This window comes from Comamonas sp. GW821-FHT11H03 (genome assembly GCF_058807955.1).
Genome location: NZ_JBXARF010000014.1, coordinates 55,842 through 71,938, shown reverse-complemented (window position 1 = coordinate 71,938; position 16,097 = coordinate 55,842). Strand labels below are relative to the sequence as shown.

Annotated in this window: 16 protein-coding genes and 4 tRNA genes; 8 read left to right on the top strand and 12 right to left on the bottom strand. The window is 61.0% G+C overall.

Annotated elements, in window-relative coordinates; genetic code table 11:
• The 6 genes from AC1RTQ_RS23275 to AC1RTQ_RS23250 form a co-directional block, all read right to left on the bottom strand.
• Nucleotides 1-104: GTP-binding protein (locus tag AC1RTQ_RS23275; RefSeq protein WP_038708164.1), on the bottom strand; the 104-nt coding region annotated here is incomplete at its 3' end.
• 75 nt (nt 105-179) lie between these two features.
• A tRNA-Thr gene (locus tag AC1RTQ_RS23270) sits at nt 180-254 on the bottom strand.
• A gap of 43 nt (nt 255-297) precedes the next feature.
• Nucleotides 298-371: transfer RNA gene (locus tag AC1RTQ_RS23265), tRNA-Gly, on the bottom strand.
• A 58-nt stretch (nt 372-429) separates the two neighbouring features.
• Nucleotides 430-515, bottom strand: a tRNA-Tyr gene (locus AC1RTQ_RS23260).
• An 80-nt stretch (nt 516-595) separates the two neighbouring features.
• Nucleotides 596-671 (bottom strand) — tRNA-Arg (locus tag AC1RTQ_RS23255).
• A gap of 74 nt (nt 672-745) precedes the next feature.
• Entirely contained in the window at nt 746-1,366 is a 621-nt protein-coding gene (locus tag AC1RTQ_RS23250; protein ID WP_003065361.1) for a TetR family transcriptional regulator, read from the bottom strand.
• A 227-nt stretch (nt 1,367-1,593) separates the two neighbouring features.
• On the opposite strand from AC1RTQ_RS23250, the gene AC1RTQ_RS23245 reads away from it, so the two are divergent.
• The 4 genes from AC1RTQ_RS23245 (at nt 1,594) to AC1RTQ_RS23230 (ending at nt 8,581) form a co-directional block, all read left to right on the top strand.
• The gene (locus AC1RTQ_RS23245; protein WP_492879238.1) at nt 1,594-2,901 is read left to right on the top strand and encodes an efflux RND transporter periplasmic adaptor subunit; all 1,308 of its coding nucleotides are present in this window, start codon (nt 1,594-1,596) and stop codon (nt 2,899-2,901) included.
• Nucleotides 2,902-2,913: 12 nt separating this feature from the next.
• Nucleotides 2,914-6,093 carry an efflux RND transporter permease subunit gene (locus AC1RTQ_RS23240; RefSeq protein WP_492879233.1) on the top strand — a complete coding sequence of 1,060 codons (3,180 nt, stop codon included), beginning with the start codon at nt 2,914-2,916 and terminating at the stop codon, nt 6,091-6,093.
• A complete protein-coding gene (locus AC1RTQ_RS23235; RefSeq protein ID WP_492879231.1) occupies nt 6,086-7,519 on the top strand; it encodes an efflux transporter outer membrane subunit in 1,434 nt (477 codons plus the stop codon). The genes AC1RTQ_RS23240 and AC1RTQ_RS23235 overlap by 8 nt, the downstream gene beginning before the upstream one ends.
• Nucleotides 7,520-7,717: 198 nt before the next feature.
• Complete coding sequence (locus tag AC1RTQ_RS23230) at nt 7,718-8,581, top strand: c-type cytochrome (protein ID WP_492879229.1); 864 nt, start codon at nt 7,718-7,720, stop codon at nt 8,579-8,581.
• 88 nt (nt 8,582-8,669) lie between these two features.
• Here AC1RTQ_RS23230 and AC1RTQ_RS23225 read toward each other — a convergent pair whose 3' ends face one another.
• The 3 genes from AC1RTQ_RS23225 to AC1RTQ_RS23215 are packed head-to-tail and all read right to left on the bottom strand — an operon-like array spanning nt 8,670 to nt 10,602.
• Nucleotides 8,670-9,227 carry a DUF2946 family protein gene (locus AC1RTQ_RS23225; protein ID WP_492879228.1) on the bottom strand — a complete coding sequence of 186 codons (558 nt, stop codon included), beginning with the start codon at nt 9,225-9,227 and terminating at the stop codon, nt 8,670-8,672.
• 29 nt (nt 9,228-9,256) lie between these two features.
• Nucleotides 9,257-10,228 (bottom strand): YheT family hydrolase, encoded by a 972-nt coding sequence (locus AC1RTQ_RS23220; RefSeq protein WP_302092979.1) that lies wholly within the window; start codon nt 10,226-10,228, stop codon nt 9,257-9,259.
• Nucleotides 10,225-10,602, bottom strand: coding sequence for a hypothetical protein (locus AC1RTQ_RS23215; RefSeq protein ID WP_492879225.1), 378 nt, complete (start codon nt 10,600-10,602; stop codon nt 10,225-10,227). The genes AC1RTQ_RS23220 and AC1RTQ_RS23215 overlap by 4 nt, the downstream gene beginning before the upstream one ends.
• Nucleotides 10,603-10,717: 115 nt before the next feature.
• Between AC1RTQ_RS23215 and AC1RTQ_RS23210 the strand changes: the two genes are divergently transcribed.
• Genes AC1RTQ_RS23210 through AC1RTQ_RS23200 form a run of 3 tightly spaced genes read left to right on the top strand, consistent with a single transcriptional unit; the run spans nt 10,718 to nt 12,833 of the window.
• Entirely contained in the window at nt 10,718-11,335 is a 618-nt protein-coding gene (locus AC1RTQ_RS23210; RefSeq protein WP_302092977.1) for a LemA family protein, read from the top strand.
• Nucleotides 11,336-11,359: 24 nt separating this feature from the next.
• On the top strand, nt 11,360-12,292 hold the full coding sequence (locus tag AC1RTQ_RS23205) for a TPM domain-containing protein (protein WP_492879223.1): 933 nt from the start codon (nt 11,360-11,362) through the stop codon (nt 12,290-12,292).
• A 1-nt stretch (nt 12,293) separates the two neighbouring features.
• The gene (locus tag AC1RTQ_RS23200; protein ID WP_492879222.1) at nt 12,294-12,833 is read left to right on the top strand and encodes a TPM domain-containing protein; all 540 of its coding nucleotides are present in this window, start codon (nt 12,294-12,296) and stop codon (nt 12,831-12,833) included.
• Nucleotides 12,834-12,878: 45 nt separating this feature from the next.
• Here the strand turns inward: AC1RTQ_RS23200 and AC1RTQ_RS23195 are convergent, their stop codons facing one another.
• Entirely contained in the window at nt 12,879-13,553 is a 675-nt protein-coding gene (locus AC1RTQ_RS23195; protein ID WP_492879220.1) for a DUF1294 domain-containing protein, read from the bottom strand.
• A 141-nt stretch (nt 13,554-13,694) separates the two neighbouring features.
• Between AC1RTQ_RS23195 and AC1RTQ_RS23190 the strand changes: the two genes are divergently transcribed.
• Nucleotides 13,695-13,964 (top strand): hypothetical protein, encoded by a 270-nt coding sequence (locus AC1RTQ_RS23190; protein WP_302092973.1) that lies wholly within the window; start codon nt 13,695-13,697, stop codon nt 13,962-13,964.
• Between the two features lie 141 nt (nt 13,965-14,105).
• On the opposite strand, the gene AC1RTQ_RS23185 is transcribed toward AC1RTQ_RS23190, so the two are convergent.
• Nucleotides 14,106-14,522: a F0F1 ATP synthase subunit epsilon gene (locus AC1RTQ_RS23185; RefSeq protein ID WP_003059364.1), complete on the bottom strand. Its 417-nt coding sequence runs from the start codon at nt 14,520-14,522 to the stop codon at nt 14,106-14,108.
• 152 nt (nt 14,523-14,674) lie between these two features.
• Complete coding sequence (atpD, locus tag AC1RTQ_RS23180) at nt 14,675-16,084, bottom strand: F0F1 ATP synthase subunit beta (RefSeq protein WP_043370619.1); 1,410 nt, start codon at nt 16,082-16,084, stop codon at nt 14,675-14,677.
• Between the last annotated feature and the right edge of the window lie 13 nt (nt 16,085-16,097).

Here is a 16,097-nt window from a genome sequence, read left to right as displayed (position 1 = left end):
ACGGTAGCGATAGCAGCAGTCAGGGTGGTCTTGCCGTGGTCAACGTGACCGATGGTGCCCACGTTCACGTGGGGCTTCGTGCGCTCGAATTTTTCTTTTGCCATTTTTCCGACTCCGAAAAAACTAATTCACTGCAAGAGGATTTCGGCGCAACCCTATCAAGCGAGCGCACCAGAAAATGGTGCCCATGGCGGGAATCGGACCCGCGACCTCTCCCTTACCAAGGGAGTGCTCTACCACTGAGCCACATGGGCAAAGAAGCTGCAAAAACAACTTCTAAAATCTTTGCTCGCAAACTGGAGCGGGAGACGGGAATCGAACCCGCGTCATTAGCTTGGAAGGCTAGGGTTCTACCATTGAACTACTCCCGCACAGATTTACTACTGCACGTGACTGCTATTTCTAGCAATCGCTCTTCTCAACCATTGCTGGTGGAGGGGACAGGATTCGAACCTGTGTACGCGTTAGCGGGCAGATTTACAGTCTGCTGCCTTTAACCACTCGGCCACCCCTCCGAAGAGACTCGAATTGTAGCATCTATTTTCGGCTTAAAAAGAAGTTTTGAAATTTCTTTTTTCTTGCCGAAGATCGATGCTGGCGCGGCTGGCGGGGATCGAACCCACGACCCTTGGCTTCGGAGGCCAATACTCTATCCACTGAGCTACAGCCGCGAGTCCGTCAGGCCGCTCGCACGGCCAACAACAATTCAACAGCCGCAATTATTGCACGGCTTTGGACACCCAAATCACAAATTCACCTGAAATCCCAAACCTGACAAGTAGACATCCACCGACATCGAACCGACCTTGACCAATGAGAAACTCCCTTCGGTCAATACCCAGCCATGTATAAGACCCACAAAAAGAGAGTGCAACCCAAGAGCTGCCTCTTCCGGGGATACCGACAACTGCACGGACTGCCCCTGCGCTGCAGCCGCTAGGTCGTGCGCAAATTTTTCCCGAGCGAAGCCTGAACTTTCTATATGCTGCAAACGCACATCAGCCAGTTCGCCCACGTATTCCATTTTGAATAGCGCCGTTTCAAACACCTTGCGTCTGCGCTCATCCTCGTCCAAGCTCTCGAACACACACAGGATGGAGTGACGAATGCGCTCTAGCGGCAACAGGTCACCATACCTGTCGTCACAGATTTCTTCGAAAGGCAGGCATATGCGCCCAAGCATGGAAACAAAGACATCCATCTTGTCCTTGAAGTGCCAATACACCGCCCCGCGTGTGGCCCCTGCACGCTGCGCGATATCGCCCAGAGAGGTTCGAGATACCCCTTTCTCGAAAAACACCTCTTCAGCCGCATCCAGCAGCTTGGTGCGCGTCTCATCCGCTTCAGCCTTGGTTCTTCGAGCCATCACTCACCTTCTTCATCACTCGCCAGCGATAGCTCGCCGCGAGAAAAACCATTTCCCAGCTGCTTTACGCAACGTTTTCAATTATACATTTATGCATGTATGTATAATTTCCGTAGCACCGATATGCAGGAAACCATCTAGGGTTTCCACCCGAATGAGCGCTCCACCACGGACAGCGCTCTTTTCTCGTTTTCACAATGTCAACCGGAAGGACGTTCATGCACCCGATGTATGAAGCAAACCAGGCTCCCGACAATCAGTCCAACTCAGCCGCGTCCGGCACCCGCTCCATGGTCATTGGCCTGAGCTTGGCTGCTGCATTGGGCCTAGTCGCATGCAGTGACAAAAACGCGGAAGCTCAAAAAGCACAAGCAGCCGCTCAGGCACAGCCACCAGAAGTAGGTGTAGTGACGGTATCCATGCAGAACGTGCCTCTGATCTCCGATCTGCCAGGCCGTCTGGAGCCATCGCGCATTGCTCAGGTTCGCGCCCGCGCAGCTGGCATCGTGCAAAAGCGCCTGTTCCAGGAAGGCTCGGATGTCAAAGCCGGCCAGGCCCTTTTCCAGATTGACAACACCCCGTACAAGGCCAATCTGCAGAGCGCTCAGGCGACCCTTGCACAGGCCGAAGCCAATCTTGCTCAGGCATCTGCCACCGCCCGCCGCTACAAGCCGCTGGTGGAAGCCAATGCCATCAGCAAGCAGGAGTACGACACGGCCATTGCCAACGAGAAGGCAGCACTGGCACAAGTTGCGGCAGGCAAGGCGGCAGTCACCAATGCCAACGTCAACCTGGGCTATGCCAGCGTGACAGCCCCCATCTCCGGACGCATCGGCCGCGCTCTGGTGACGGAAGGCGCTCTGGTCGGCCAGGGCGAAGCCACGCAGCTGGCGACCATTCAGCAAGTCAACCCGCTGTACGTGAACCTGACCCAGTCCTCCTCCGACATCATGCGCATGCGCGAAGCGCTCAGTTCCGGCAAGTTAGCAAAGGTAGGTGACAACGCCGCGCGCGTCCACGTCTATTTGGACGATGGCAAGGAATACGCACACACCGGCAAGCTGCTGTTCACCGACCTGACCGTGGACCCGACTACCGGCCAGGTCAGCGTGCGCGCGGAACTACCCAATCCCGATGGGCTGCTGCTGCCCGGCACCTATGTGCGCGTGCACCTGGAGCAGGCACAGGTCGAGAACGCCGCGCTGATTCCGCAACAGGCCGTGACCCGCAACGAAAAGGGCAACTTCGTCATGATCGTGGCCGAGGATGGCTCTGTGGCGCCGCGTCCCGTTCAGATCAGCCAGTCCAGTGGCAATAACTGGGTCGTCACATCCGGCTTGAAAGCTGGAGAAAAAGTCATGGTGGACGGCCTGATCAAGGTGGGCATGGGAGCCAAGAAGGTCAAGCCCGTCGAGATCAACAATGCGGCTGCCGGCGCCCCCGCACAGCCCTCTGCTGCGGCCCCCGCCGCACCAGCGCAAGAGAAAGCTGCCACACCAGCCGAAGGTGCTGGCGAAGGCAAGGCAGCCAAGTAACAGGCACGATCCATGTCCAAGTTTTTCATCCACAGACCGATCTTTGCCTGGGTGATCGCGATTTTCGTGATCATTGCGGGCGTGATCTCCATCACCAAGCTACCGGTGGCACAGTTCCCATCGGTGGCACCTCCCACCATCAACGTGACAGCGACCTACCCGGGCGCCACGTCACAGACCATGACGGACTCCGTCCTGCAACTGATCGAGCGCGAAATCAACGGCGCGCAAGGTCTGATGTACATGGAAGCCTCCGCCCCCGCGGGCGGTCAAGGCACTCTGACCGTCACCTTTGCCCCCGGCACCAACCCCGATCTGGCGCAGGTGGACGTGCAAAACCGCCTCTCGCGCGTGCTGCCCCGCCTGCCTCAGGTGGTTCAGGCCCTGGGCGTACGCGTGGACAAGTCCATGAGCAACTTCCTGATGATTCTGGCCTTCCAGGCCGAGTCCGGGGAGACCTCGCGTGACGACATCGCCGACTATGTGAACCGCAATGTGGTGCCTGAAATCCAGCGTCTGGACGGCGTTGGCAAGGCTCAGCTGTTTGCCTCGGGTCGAGCCATGCGCGTCTGGGTGGACCCGGCCAAGCTCCAGGGTTATGGCCTGTCGATTGCATCCGTCAACGCAGCGATTGCCGCGCAGAACCAGCAGATCTCCGGCGGTGCCCTGGGCAACCTGCCCAGCACACCCGGCACCACGACCACGGCCACGATTGTGGTGCCCGGTCAGCTGAGCACACCCGAGGAATTCGGCGAAGTAGTGCTGCGCTCCAACTCCGACGGCTCCACCGTGCGCCTCAAGGACGTGGCGCGCATCGAACTGGGCATTGAAAGCTATGCCTTCGAGTCGCGCCTGGACGGCAAGCCCGCCGTGGCGATGGCCGTGCAGCTGACTTCGACCGCCAACGCCATGGCGACGGCCAAGCTGGTCAAGACCAAGATGGCGGAGATGGAGCCCTTCCTGCCTGCCGGCGTGAAGTGGTCCTCGCCCTACGACACCTCCAAGTTCGTGAAGATTTCCATCGAAAAGGTGGTGCACACGCTGCTTGAAGCCATCGTGCTGGTGTTCATCGTGATGCTGATCTTCCTGCAGAACATCCGCTACACCCTGATCCCTACCATCGTGGTCCCCATCGCATTGCTCGGCACCTTTGCCGTGATGCTGGTTGCCGGTCTGACCATCAACATTCTGGCCATGTTCGCCATGGTGCTGGTGATCGGTATCGTGGTGGACGATGCCATCGTGGTGGTGGAAAACGTCGAGCGCATCATGGCCGAGGAAGGTCTGCCACCCAAGGAAGCCACCATCAAGGCCATGGGACAGATCCAGGGCGCCGTGGTCGGCATCACCGTGATTCTGGTGACGGTGTTTCTGCCTCTGGCCATGTTCTCCGGCGCGACCGGCAACATCTATCGCCAGTTCTCGCTGGTGATGGCCATCTCGATCTTCTTCTCGGGCTTCTTTGCGCTGACACTGACTCCCGCGCTGTGCGCCACCATGCTCAAGCCCATTCCCAAGGGCCATGCACATGACAAGAAGACTGGCCTGCTCGGCCCCTTCTACAACTGGTTCAACCGCAAGTTTGAAGCCGGCACCAAGCGCTATTCAGCCGCTCTGTCCAGTGTGGTCAAGCGCTCCGTGCAGGCCTTCATCATCTACCTGCTGGTGATCGCCGGTGTGGTCTTCATGTTCCTACGACTGCCCACGGCCTTTCTTCCCACCGAAGACCAGGGCTATGTCATCTCGCTGGCACAGTTGCCTCCCGGCGCGAGCCTGGAACGCACGAGCAAGACCATGGCTGAGCTGGAGAAGTTCGCCCTGAGCCAGCCTGAGACCGATCACATCGTGAGCATTCTGGGCTTCAGCTTCATGGGTCAGGGCCAGAACGTGGGCCTGGCGTTCACCACGCTCAAGGACTGGTCCGAGCGCACAGGCGCTGGCTCGGATGCCAAATCCTTTGCCGGACGCACCATGGGCGCCATGTCAGCGCTGCGCGATGGTTTCATCTTCACGCTGGTCCCCCCCTCCATTTCGGAGCTGGGCAATAGCGACGGTTTCACCTTCCGTCTGCAAGACCGCGGCAGCAAGGGGCATGCAGCCTTGCTGGCAGCGCGCAATCAGCTGGTTGCCAAGGCCAACCAGAGCCCTGTGCTGACCGGCGTGCGCTTTGATGGCGTGGATGACGCCCCCCAATGGCAGGTGGACATCAACCGAGATGCTGTCTATGCCCAGCGCGTGAGCATGGGCGACCTTGCCTCGACGCTGGCAACGGCCCTGGGCTCGTCCAACTCCACGGACTTCCCCAACAACGGCTTTATGCAGCGCGTCACCATCCAGGCCGATGCCGCCCGCCGCATGCAGCCCGAGGACGTGATGCGCCTGACGGTTCCCAACGCGCAAGGCCAGCTGGTGGAGCTTTCCACCATGGTCAGCGCCAAGTGGATCAGCGGCCCCATGCAGCTGACACGCTACAACGGCTACCCCTCCATGAGCATCACCGGTCAGGCCAAACCCGGCTTCACCAGCGGTGACGCCATGAAGGAAATGGAAAAGCTGGCCCAGGAACTGCCCGACGGCTTCGGCTACGAGTGGACCGGCCAGTCTCTGGACGAGAAAAAGGCTGGCTCCTCGGCCATGCTGCTGTACACGTTCTCCATCCTGGCCGTGTTCCTGTGCCTGGCCGCACTGTATGAAAGCTGGAGCATTCCGCTGTCCGTGCTGCTGGTCGTGCCTCTGGGCGTGTTCGGCGCCGTGGCCGGCATGCTGATGCGCGGCATGCCCAACGACATCTACTTCCAGGTGGCGCTGATCACGGTGATCGGTCTCTCGGCCAAGAACGCCATTCTGATCGTGGAGTTCGCCAAGGACCTGCATGCGGAAGGCAAGAGCGCGCTGGAGGCCGCGCTGGAGGCCGGTCATCTGCGTTTCCGCCCCATTCTGATGACCTCGCTGGCCTTTATTCTGGGCGTGGTGCCGCTGTACATCGCCTCCGGCGCCAGCGCTGCCAGCCAGAAGGAAATCGGCACTGGCGTGTTCTGGGGCATGGTGATCGGCACGCCGATCTCCGTGTTCCTGGTGCCCGTGTTCTTTGTGGCCGTGTTCAATCTGTTTGGCAAGAAGTCCAAGCAAGACTCCAACGCCACTCCTCCGGCGGCAACTTCTGCAGCACAGGGAGGCTCGCAACATGAATAAAACCTTGCTACCCGTAGCACTGGCCGGCGCGCTGCTGGCCAGCGGCTGCTCCTTCATCCCCACGCTGGAGCGCCCTGCCGCTCCGGTGGCCGAGCATTACTCGGCCGCCGACGAGCAGGCCGGCACCATCGCGGCCGCCGACATCCCCTGGCAGCAGTTCTACACGGACCCACGCCTGCAGCAGGTGATCCAGCTCGCGCTGGACAACAACCGCGACCTGCGTGTGGCCGTGCTCAATATCGAAAAGGCACAGGCTCAATACCAGATCCAGCGCGCCGCCCAGTTCCCTGAGTTCGGTGTGGCAGGCAGCGCCAGCCGCCAGCCCAGCGCCACCACGGGCCGCTATGCCAACTCGTACATGGCCGGCCTTTCCATGCCCAGTTGGGAGATTGACTTCTGGGGCCGCATCGGCAGCCTCAAGCAGCAAGCTCTGGCCCAGTATCTGGCAACCGAGGAAGGCCGCAAGGCGGCCCAGATCAGTCTGATTGCAACGGTCGCCAACACTTGGCTGAACCTGCAGGCTGACGAGGAGCTGCTGGCCATTTCCCGTCGCACCCTGGGTACACGCGAGCAGTCCATCAAGCTGACCAAGCTGCGCCTGGACTCTGGCGTGGCCTCCGAGCTGGACTACCGCCAGGCTCAGTCGCTGACCGAAAGCGCACGCGCCACGCTGGCCCAGCAAGCCGGTCAGCGCGAGCGCGACGTCAACGCCCTGACGCTGCTCGTGGGCCAGGCTCTACCTACCGATCTGCAGACCAGCATGCAAGGCAAGCAGCTGCGCGATCTGCCTGCCCTGGCCGATGTGCCGTCGGGCCTGCCTTCTGACCTGCTGCTGCGCCGGCCCGACATCCGTCAGGCCGAGCAAAGCATGATTGCCGCCAATGCCAGCATTGGTGCGGCACGTGCGCTGTTCTTCCCGAACATCTCCTTGACTGCCTCGGCAGGCTTTGTGAATTCGGAGGTTTCCGATCTGTTCAAGTCTGACTCTGCAGCTTTTACGATTGCGCCTTCGCTGTACCTGCCCATCTTCAATGCAGGCCGCAATCGCGCCAATCTCCAGGTTGCACAAGCCAGCCAGAAGATTGCCGTGGCGCAATACGAAGGCTCCATCCAGTCGGCCTTCCGCGAGGTGTCCGACACCTTGGTGAATCGCCGAGCACTCAAGGATCAGCTAGATGCCCAGTCACGTCAGCTGGAGGCCGAGCAGGTTCGCTACAAGCTGTCGGACCTGCGCTACACCAACGGTGTGGCCAGCTACCTGGATCTGCTGGACGCGCAGCGTTCACTGTTTGCACTGGAGCAGTCCGTGGTTCAGGTGCGCCTGGCGCAGCTTCAAAACCAGGTCAATCTCTACAAGGTGCTGGGCGGCGGCTGGACGGAGGCAGGTGCCGGCAACACCCCTGCGGCAGCAACTACAGCCCAGTAATCGGGCCATTTTTGCACTCTCACACAAGGCGTCTCCGGACGCCTTTTTTCATGCCCGCAACAAATTGGCTGCACAAAGTTGATCCAACTCAACTCCTTTATGCAGCAGCCGTCAACCCGGATCGTCGTGCACTGGTGTTCTTAACCCTCACTTCTATAATGGTTTGTTAATTCCCATCCCACGATCTCAGAGGACTTCATGAGCGAGCAACACCACGAAGAAGCCCATACAGGCCCCATTAAAAAACCCAAGCAGTTGTTGCTTGCCGTCTTCTTCTCGTTTGTGGTTCCCATCTTCGTCATCATCGGTCTGGTCAAGTTCGTGACTTCGTCCGACACCACGGGCGCAGGTACGGCCAATGCCGAAATGGCCAAGGCCATGCGTCTACAAAAAGTGGGAACGGTGGAAATTCGTGATGCCAACCGCCCTCTGCGCGGTGGCGCGGAAGTCTTCAAGTCGCAATGCGCAGCCTGCCATGAAACCGGCGTAGCCGGCGCACCCAAATTCCAGGATGCGGCAGCCTGGGGCCCGCGCATCAAGCAGAGCCTGGAAACGCTGGTGCACTCTGCCCTGACCGGCAAGGGCGCAATGGCGGCCCAGGGTGGCGGCGAGTTCAATGACACGGAAATTGCCCGTGGCGTGGTCTATATGGCCAATGCTGCCGGCGCCAACTTTCCCGAGCCCCAGCCTGCAGCCGGCGCAGCAGCTGGTGATGCCCCCACACCAGCTGCTGCGGCCCCTGTCGCCGCTGCACCTGCAGCCGCTGTTGCAGCCACCGAGGCAGTACCCGCACCCGCCGCGGCTCCGGCAGCTGCCGCGGCCTCCGATGTGGGCAAGAACATCTACAACACCACCTGTATGGCCTGCCACGCCAGTGGCGTCGCCGGGGCGCCCAAGTTTGGCGACAAGGCTGCCTGGGCGCCTTTCATTGCCAAGGGCATGGACGATATGGTGCAGAAGGCCACCCAAGGTGTCGGGGCCATGCCTCCCAAAGGCGGCTCCACCGCTTCGGACGCAGACTTCAAGGCCGCCATTCAGTACATGGTGGATGCAGCCAAGTAAGCCCTGCTCTGTTCCCCGCAAAAACCGGCCTTTGGCCGGTTTTGTTATTTTTGACCAGAAGCCTTCTATACACCAGTACAGGCAGCCATCAGACTTGATCAGCCTTCGGGCTAGGCACAAAACCAAACTTCAATGGCAGCGAAGCGCTGTCGACCTCCTGCACCTCGGGCAACACGCCGCCCTCCAGCGCATTCGCGGCATCCAGCATGTCCAAGCTGTGCACCATGCCCAGGCCCTGCGGCAAAGCCAGGAAAAGCCGCCCTTGCTCATCGAGCAGCACCTGCTGCACCTGTTCGGCCGCCAGCTCCTGGCCCGTGTGGCTGATCAGCTGCAGACCATGCTCTGTGCATCGCAGACGCCATATCCATGGCGCGCTCTCCAGCTCCACATACACGCGCTGCGGGCCGTTTTGAAAATACCAGCGGCCGTCGGACTCGGCCAGATAGTTGCGACCGATGAATTCGGCCAGCTTTTCATGGCGCAGCAGACTGCCCCTGGCACCGGGCTGCCCGCTCGCAAACGCCCCGCAGGCCTGGGCCTGCTCGTCCCTGAGCCACCACTGGCCCCGCGCATCCAGACCCAGCCAGCCGCTGCAGGCCGGCACATTGGGCCATTTCGCCATGGCCTGCTTCACGATGTCATCCATCACTTATCTCCTGATCATTGCGTGGTCGCTCAAAGCCACTGCTCCAGCCATTCGGTCACGGCCAGTGGCATGGCCTGCACATGGGCAGGCCATGCACCGCTGGCAAAGCCTACATGCCCTCCATGCGGCGGCTGCCATAACTGCACGGCTGCGCTCACCTCATCGGGCGTGGGCAGGCTGTGCACCGGCACAAACGGATCGTTGCGCGCATTGAGCAGCAACAAGGGCACGGCCACTTGCTTGAGCAGGGGCTTGGCCGATGCCCTGCGCCAGTAATCATCGGCATCCCTGAAGCCATGGACCGGGGCCGTGAACACATCGTCAAAGTCATGCAGGGTTCGCGCACGCTGCAGCCGCTGCCTGTCGAACAGGCCCGGCGCCTGCTGCCATTTGGCCAGTGCCTTGGGCACCAGGGTACGCAGGAAGACGGGGGTGTAGATCCAGCGATTGAGCCCCTGGCCCAGATTGACGCCTCCGGCAACCAGATCCAGCGGCGCACAGATCACTGCCGCGCCCTTGACGAGCTCTGCAGCCGCCTGCTGCTGCAGCCCGGCCCAGCGCGCAAGGGCATTGCCGCCCAACGATACCCCCATTGCCAGCAATTCACCGCTCGCGCCTTGCTGTAGCCGTCGCAAAATCCAGTCCACCTCGTCCGCATCGCCGGAGTGGTAGGCGCGCAGCAGGCGGTTGGGCTCACCGCTGCAGCCGCGAAAATGCGGCACGGCCAGATGCCAGCCGCGCTGCGCGCAGACCTGTGCCAGGGCCTTGGCGTAGTGACTTGAGGACGAGCCTTCCAGGCCGTGAAACAGCACCAGAGTGGGAGCGTTTGCACCTGCCGGATGACTTGAAAAATCAACATCAATGAAGTCGCCATCAGGCGTATCCCAGCGCTCGCGCCGCCACGCAGGAAACACCCCGCCCTTCGCATAGAGTGCAGCCCAGATGGTCTGGACATGACCTCCGGGTTGCCACCAAGGTGCACGAAATTGTTCGAAATTCATGAGGGACCCAGCCAGCTCTGCAGCTCTGCTCCCAGAGCGTCTTTCTGCGCCGACCGCCAGACCAGTTCAGGCGGAGCCACATGAATTCCCGGCGGTGCCTTGAGCAAGGCAGCCTCCACCAGGCGGGCCATATGCATGGCGCGCACAGGACGCTCCGTCTGCGGCAGCAACTCCATGCCACGCAGGCCCTGGACGTAGGGCTCGCGCGCCAGCACCTGGACCAGCCCATAGTTCTGCGCGCCAACAATGCGACTGAGCACCTCGTTGCCCAGCGGCCCCGTGACCCCGGCCAGCAACAGGCGCGGCAAGACCGCAGTTTTCGGGCCGGGACGCTGTGCGCCACGCAGGGCATCAAGTGAAGAAACAGTGGACATAGTTGCAATGCTATCGCCGCTGGGCAGCTGACAGGACGACGAGCCCCGCGTGCACACTTCCCGGCCAAGCCCTTATGCTATGGTTTCCGTCTCAATTTCGTGAATGGAAACACCCATGAAACGCTGGCTTCTGGCAATCGCAACCGCCGCCTCCATGCTCTCCCTCACGGGCTGCGGCTACAACGACTTTCAGCGCCTGGATGAAAAATCCAAGGCGGCCTGGAGCGAGGTGCTGAATCAGTACCAGCGCCGGTCGGACCTGATTCCGAACATCGTCGCCACAGTCAAGGGTGAGGCCAACTTCGAGCAGGAGACGTTGACCAAGGTGATCGAAGCACGCGCCAAGGCCACCTCGATTCAGGCCACTCCCGAGCTGATCAACAACCCCGAAGCCTTCAACAAGTTCCAGCAAGCACAGGGCGAGATTTCCAGCGCACTCTCGCGCCTGATGGTGGTGGCGGAACGCTATCCCGAGCTCAAGGCCAATCAGGCGTTCCGCGATCTGCGCGTGACGCTGGAGGGCACGGAAAATCGCATCACCGTGGCGCGCAACGAATACATAGGCACCGTTCAGGCCTACAACGTGCTGGCGCGCAGCTTCCCCACCAATATCACGGCCAAGGTATTCAGCTACCAGGTCAAGCCGACCTTCACAGTGCAGAACGAGGCCCAGATTTCCCAGCCACCGGCCGTTGACTTCTCAACGCCCGCAGCGCCTGCTGGCAACAAGTAATTGCAGGCTTCCGCTTCAAAAACCATGCACCACACACCTCAAGCTCTTATACATAAAGCGCTTGTAGCTATTGTTTTTGCATGGCTGGCACTGCTTGCGGCGCTGCCAGTCTGGGCGCAAGGTGCTGCAGGCACGCAACTGCAACCTGTGCCGGAGCTCACTGCGCGCATCATCGACCAGACCGGCACGCTGAGCCCCGGCGATCTGCAATCGCTGAGCGAGCAGCTCAAGAAGCTGGAGGATGAGACCGGCGCCCAGGTCGCCGTGCTCATGGTTGCCACCACGGCCCCGGAAGACATCGCCGCCTATTCCTGGCGTGTGGCCAGCAGTTGGAAGCTGGGACGCAAGGACATAGGCGACGGATCTGTCATCGTCGTGGCCAAGAACGACAGGCGCATGCGCATCGAGGTGGCGCGCAAGCTGGAAGGCGCCATTCCCGACATCCAGGCTGCACGCATCATCGACGCAGCCATGAAGCCGCGCTTTCGCGCCGACGACTATGCGGGTGGACTGTCTGCTGCCATCGAGCAGATGAGCCTGCTGATTCATGGCGAGAAGCTGCCCGCACCGCCGTCCCAGCCGCGCAAGTCCGGCAAGTCCTGGGCTGACCAGCTGGACTTTCTGCTGCCTCTGCTGTTCTTCGGTTTTCCGATCGGGATTGCCATCGCCCGCGCCATCTTTGGCCGCGTGCTGGGTTCGCTGCTCATTGGCGGCATTGCCGGGGTGGCTGCCTATGTGGTCACCACCAGCCTGTTGATTGCGGGCGTGGCAGGATTTCTGGGCCTGATCTTCACCCTGCTCTCCAATCTCTCGCGTGGCGGGGGCGGACCGTATATCAGCACTGGCGGGGGCGGCGGATGGAGCAGCGGCAGTGGAGGCGGCTTCAGCTCTGGGGGCGGTTTCAGCTCCGGTGGTGGCGGCAGCTTTGGTGGCGGTGGCGCCTCGGGGGATTGGTGAAATGAGCAATATCTTCCAACGCCTGGCACGCCTGGTGCGGCACCGCTGGGCCGAACAGCATCTGCGCAAGGCCTTGCCGCCTGCCACGCTCAAGGAGCTGGAACTGCTGATTGCCAAAAGCGAGCTGGGCCACACCGGCCAAGTCCGCATCTGCGTCGAGGCCGGCCTGCCCTGGAGCTATATCTGGCGCGATGCCACGGCCCGCCAGCGTGCGCTCTCGCAGTTCGCCAAACTCCATGTCTGGGACACGGAGCACAATAACGGTGCCCTCATCTACCTGCTGCTGGCCGACCACGCCATAGAAATCGTGGCCGACCGAGCCCTGGACCGCACCATGAGCGCCGAGCAATGGCAAACGTTGATCAGCGATATGCAGTCCGCCTTCAAGGGCGGGCATTTCAGTGTGGGCCTGGTATCGGCATTGGAGCGCGTCAACCGGCAACTGCAGGCGCATTTCCCGCGCAAATCTGCGGCCAACACGCAGCGCAACCTGCCCGATGCGCCCGTGGTCCAAAGGCATCTGCCGGGCCGCAGCCGCTGATACGGTTCTGCAGCCGCATCCACCGGCCGCAGAACCTCACAAGCCTCAGGGCAGTACATGCCGCCCATACGGCGAACACAGCCAGAGCACCGCAACCACATTGATCAGGACCATGAGCCAGAACTGCAACTGAAAGCTGGTCTTGCTGCTTTTGTGGCGCAGCCACTGCTGGGCCAGCAGGGCACCGGGCCAGCCTCCGGCCAGCGCCATGGTCTGCAGCGTTTTTTCCGGTGTGCGCCACTGCCCCTTCTGGGCGGCCCATTTGTCCTGCCAGTAGGCCATGAAGGTCAGCATGCTCAGGCCCGCATAGACCAGCCAGAAGATGCGCGGTACGCCCCAGATGACGGCGGCGGCCAGCATCAGCAGCAGCCAAACCAGCAACACCCCATAGCTGAAGCCGCTGGAGGCATGCCAGCCCTGAGGCGGCGTACGCGAGGACTGCAAACGCCCTGCAGACGGGCTGTTGCGCCGCACCGGAGACGAGCGGGCATGAGGCACCGAACCGCCAGCGCGCCATGCAACCTGAAGCGCGCGCTTTCTGCCCTGCTCCATACCGACGGCAAACTCCAGGCGCAGGCCGGGCTGGGGACGCTGCTCTGCGGGCGGACGCGGCTCAAAAGCGCTGATATGGACAAACAGGCGCTCGCCACCGCCATCGGCCTCTATCCAGCCGAAGCCACGCTCGTCATTCCATTGCGTCAAGGTACCGCTGTAGCGCATCTGGATCCTTTGTTGTTTTTGACACCGCGAACAGGCCCGGTGATGCAAAAAGCAGGCGGGTCCCGTCCAGAAAAAACCTTTTCCCCCGCATGGCTGTGTTAGTTTTGGGGCAGCCGTATTTTCTTAAGAAAGCACTCAAGCATGCAGAAATCTCTGTTCTCTCTGGCCGTCATCAGCTCTGCCCTGGCACTGAGCGCCTGCTCCTCCATCAGCCCCATAGGCGCCCAAGCACCAGCTGAATACGACTACGCACTGAGCTGCAAGCTCAAGGAAGATGACCCCAAGAAGTGCGAAGCCCAGATTCGCGCTCTCTGCGAAGACCCCAGCAAGGCCGTGGTGCGCAAATCGCGCCATGTGGACCCCAAGGACAATTCCGTGGTCTACGGCTATCAGGCCGCCTGCAACAGCTAAGCCCTGCCGCACTCCGAAACATCGGGTATTTCGGGCCTTGCCGCACGATGTGCCTGAACCTCAGGAATGAACAGGCATGAAAAAGCCACCGCATGCGGTGGCTTTTTTGGCTGATGCAGGTGCTCCAGGGCACCAGAGACATCAACGCTTCTGGCGATACTTGCGCAGAGCGGCAATCTGAGCTGCCATGACGGCCAGCTCGGACTGTGCACGAGCAATATCCAGCTCGCCCTTGGCGTTCTTCAGGGCTTCCTCAGCGGCAGCCTTCGCCTTTTGCGCCTTTTCATCGTCCAGATCCTTGCCGCGGATGGCGGTGTCGGACAGCACGGTCACGCAGTTGGGTTGCACTTCCAAAATGCCACCGGCCACGAAGACGAACTCTTCGCTGCCATCAGGCATTTCGATGCGCACCGAACCCGGCTTGATGCGGGTGATCAGCGGTGTGTGGCGGGGATAAATGCCCAGCTCGCCCGCTTCGCCGGGCAAGGCGACAAAGCGCGCTTCACCGGAGAAGATGGACTCTTCGGCACTGACCACATCAACGTGGATGGTGTTCATCTTTGCTCCTTGGAAAAGGTTAAAACTGGTCCTGAAACTTGCACACCCTAAGCCATAGACGCCGAGCAAGGGCCGCCCCGCAGCGAGGGCGTCGTCCCCCTCCCGAAGAGAGAGGGGGAAGCGGCGTTAGCCGCTCAGGGGGTGAAAGTCCGTTAGGCTGCCAGCTTCTTGGCCTTCTCGAAGGCTTCGTCGATGGTACCAACCATGTAGAAAGCCTGTTCGGGCAGGTGGTCGGCTTCGCCATTCACGATCATCTTGAAGCCACGGATGGTTTCAGACAGGGGAACGTACTTGCCGGGAGCACCGGTGAACACTTCAGCCACATGGAAAGGCTGCGACAGGAAACGCTGCATCTTACGAGCGCGGGACACGACCAGCTTGTCTTCGGGAGCCAGCTCGTCCATACCCAGAATCGCGATGATGTCGCGCAGTTCCTTGTAGCGCTGCAGTGTGCCCTGCACTTGGCGAGCCACCTTGTAGTGCTCTTCGCCAACCACTTGGGGGTCCAGCTGACGGCTGGTGGAGTCCAGTGGGTCCACGGCGGGGTAGATACCCAGCGAAGCGATGTCACGGGACAGCACCACGGTGGAGTCCAAGTGAGCAAAAGTGGTCGCGGGCGAGGGGTCGGTCAAGTCATCGGCTGGCACGTAAACGGCCTGGATGGAAGTGATCGAGCCCACCTTGGTGGAAGTAATACGCTCTTGCAGCTTACCCATTTCTTCAGCCAGGGTAGGCTGGTAGCCCACGGCGGAAGGCATACGACCCAGCAGAGCGGACACTTCGGTACCGGCCAGTGTGTAGCGGTAGATGTTGTCCACGAAGAACAGCACGTCCTTGCCTTCGTCACGGAAGGCTTCGGCCATGGTCAGACCGGTCAGCGCAACGCGCAGACGGTTTCCTGGAGGCTCGTTCATCTGACCGTAAACCATGGCAACCTTCGATTCGTTCAGGTTGGCCTGGTTCACAACGCCGGCATCCGACATTTCGTGATAGAAGTCATTGCCTTCACGGGTACGTTCACCCACTCCGGCAAACACCGACAGACCACCGTGGCCCTTGGCGATGTTGTTGATGAGTTCCATCATGTTCACGGTCTTGCCCACACCGGCGCCACCGAACAGACCCACCTTGCCGCCCTTGGCGAAAGGAGAGATCAGGTCAATCACCTTGATGCCGGTTTCCAGCAGTTCCTGCGAAGGCGACAGTTCGTCGTAAGCAGGAGCCTTGCGGTGGATGGGGGCTGTCAGCGTCTGGTCCACATCGCCGCGCTCGTCGATGGGGTTACCCAGCACGTCCATGATACGACCCAGCGTCGCCTTGCCCACGGGCACGGTGATGGGGTTGCCGGTGTTGGTGACCATCAGACCACGCTTGAGGCCGTCGGAAGAACCCAGGGCAATGGTACGCACCACGCCGTCGCCCAGCTGTTGCTGAACTTCCAGGGTCAGGGCCGTACCTTCCAGCTTCAAGGCGTCATACACCTTGGGCACCTGGCCGTGGGCAAACTCCACGTCCACCACGGCGCCGATACATTGAACAATCTTGCCTTGTACTTGAGCCATTTTTTGCTCCAAT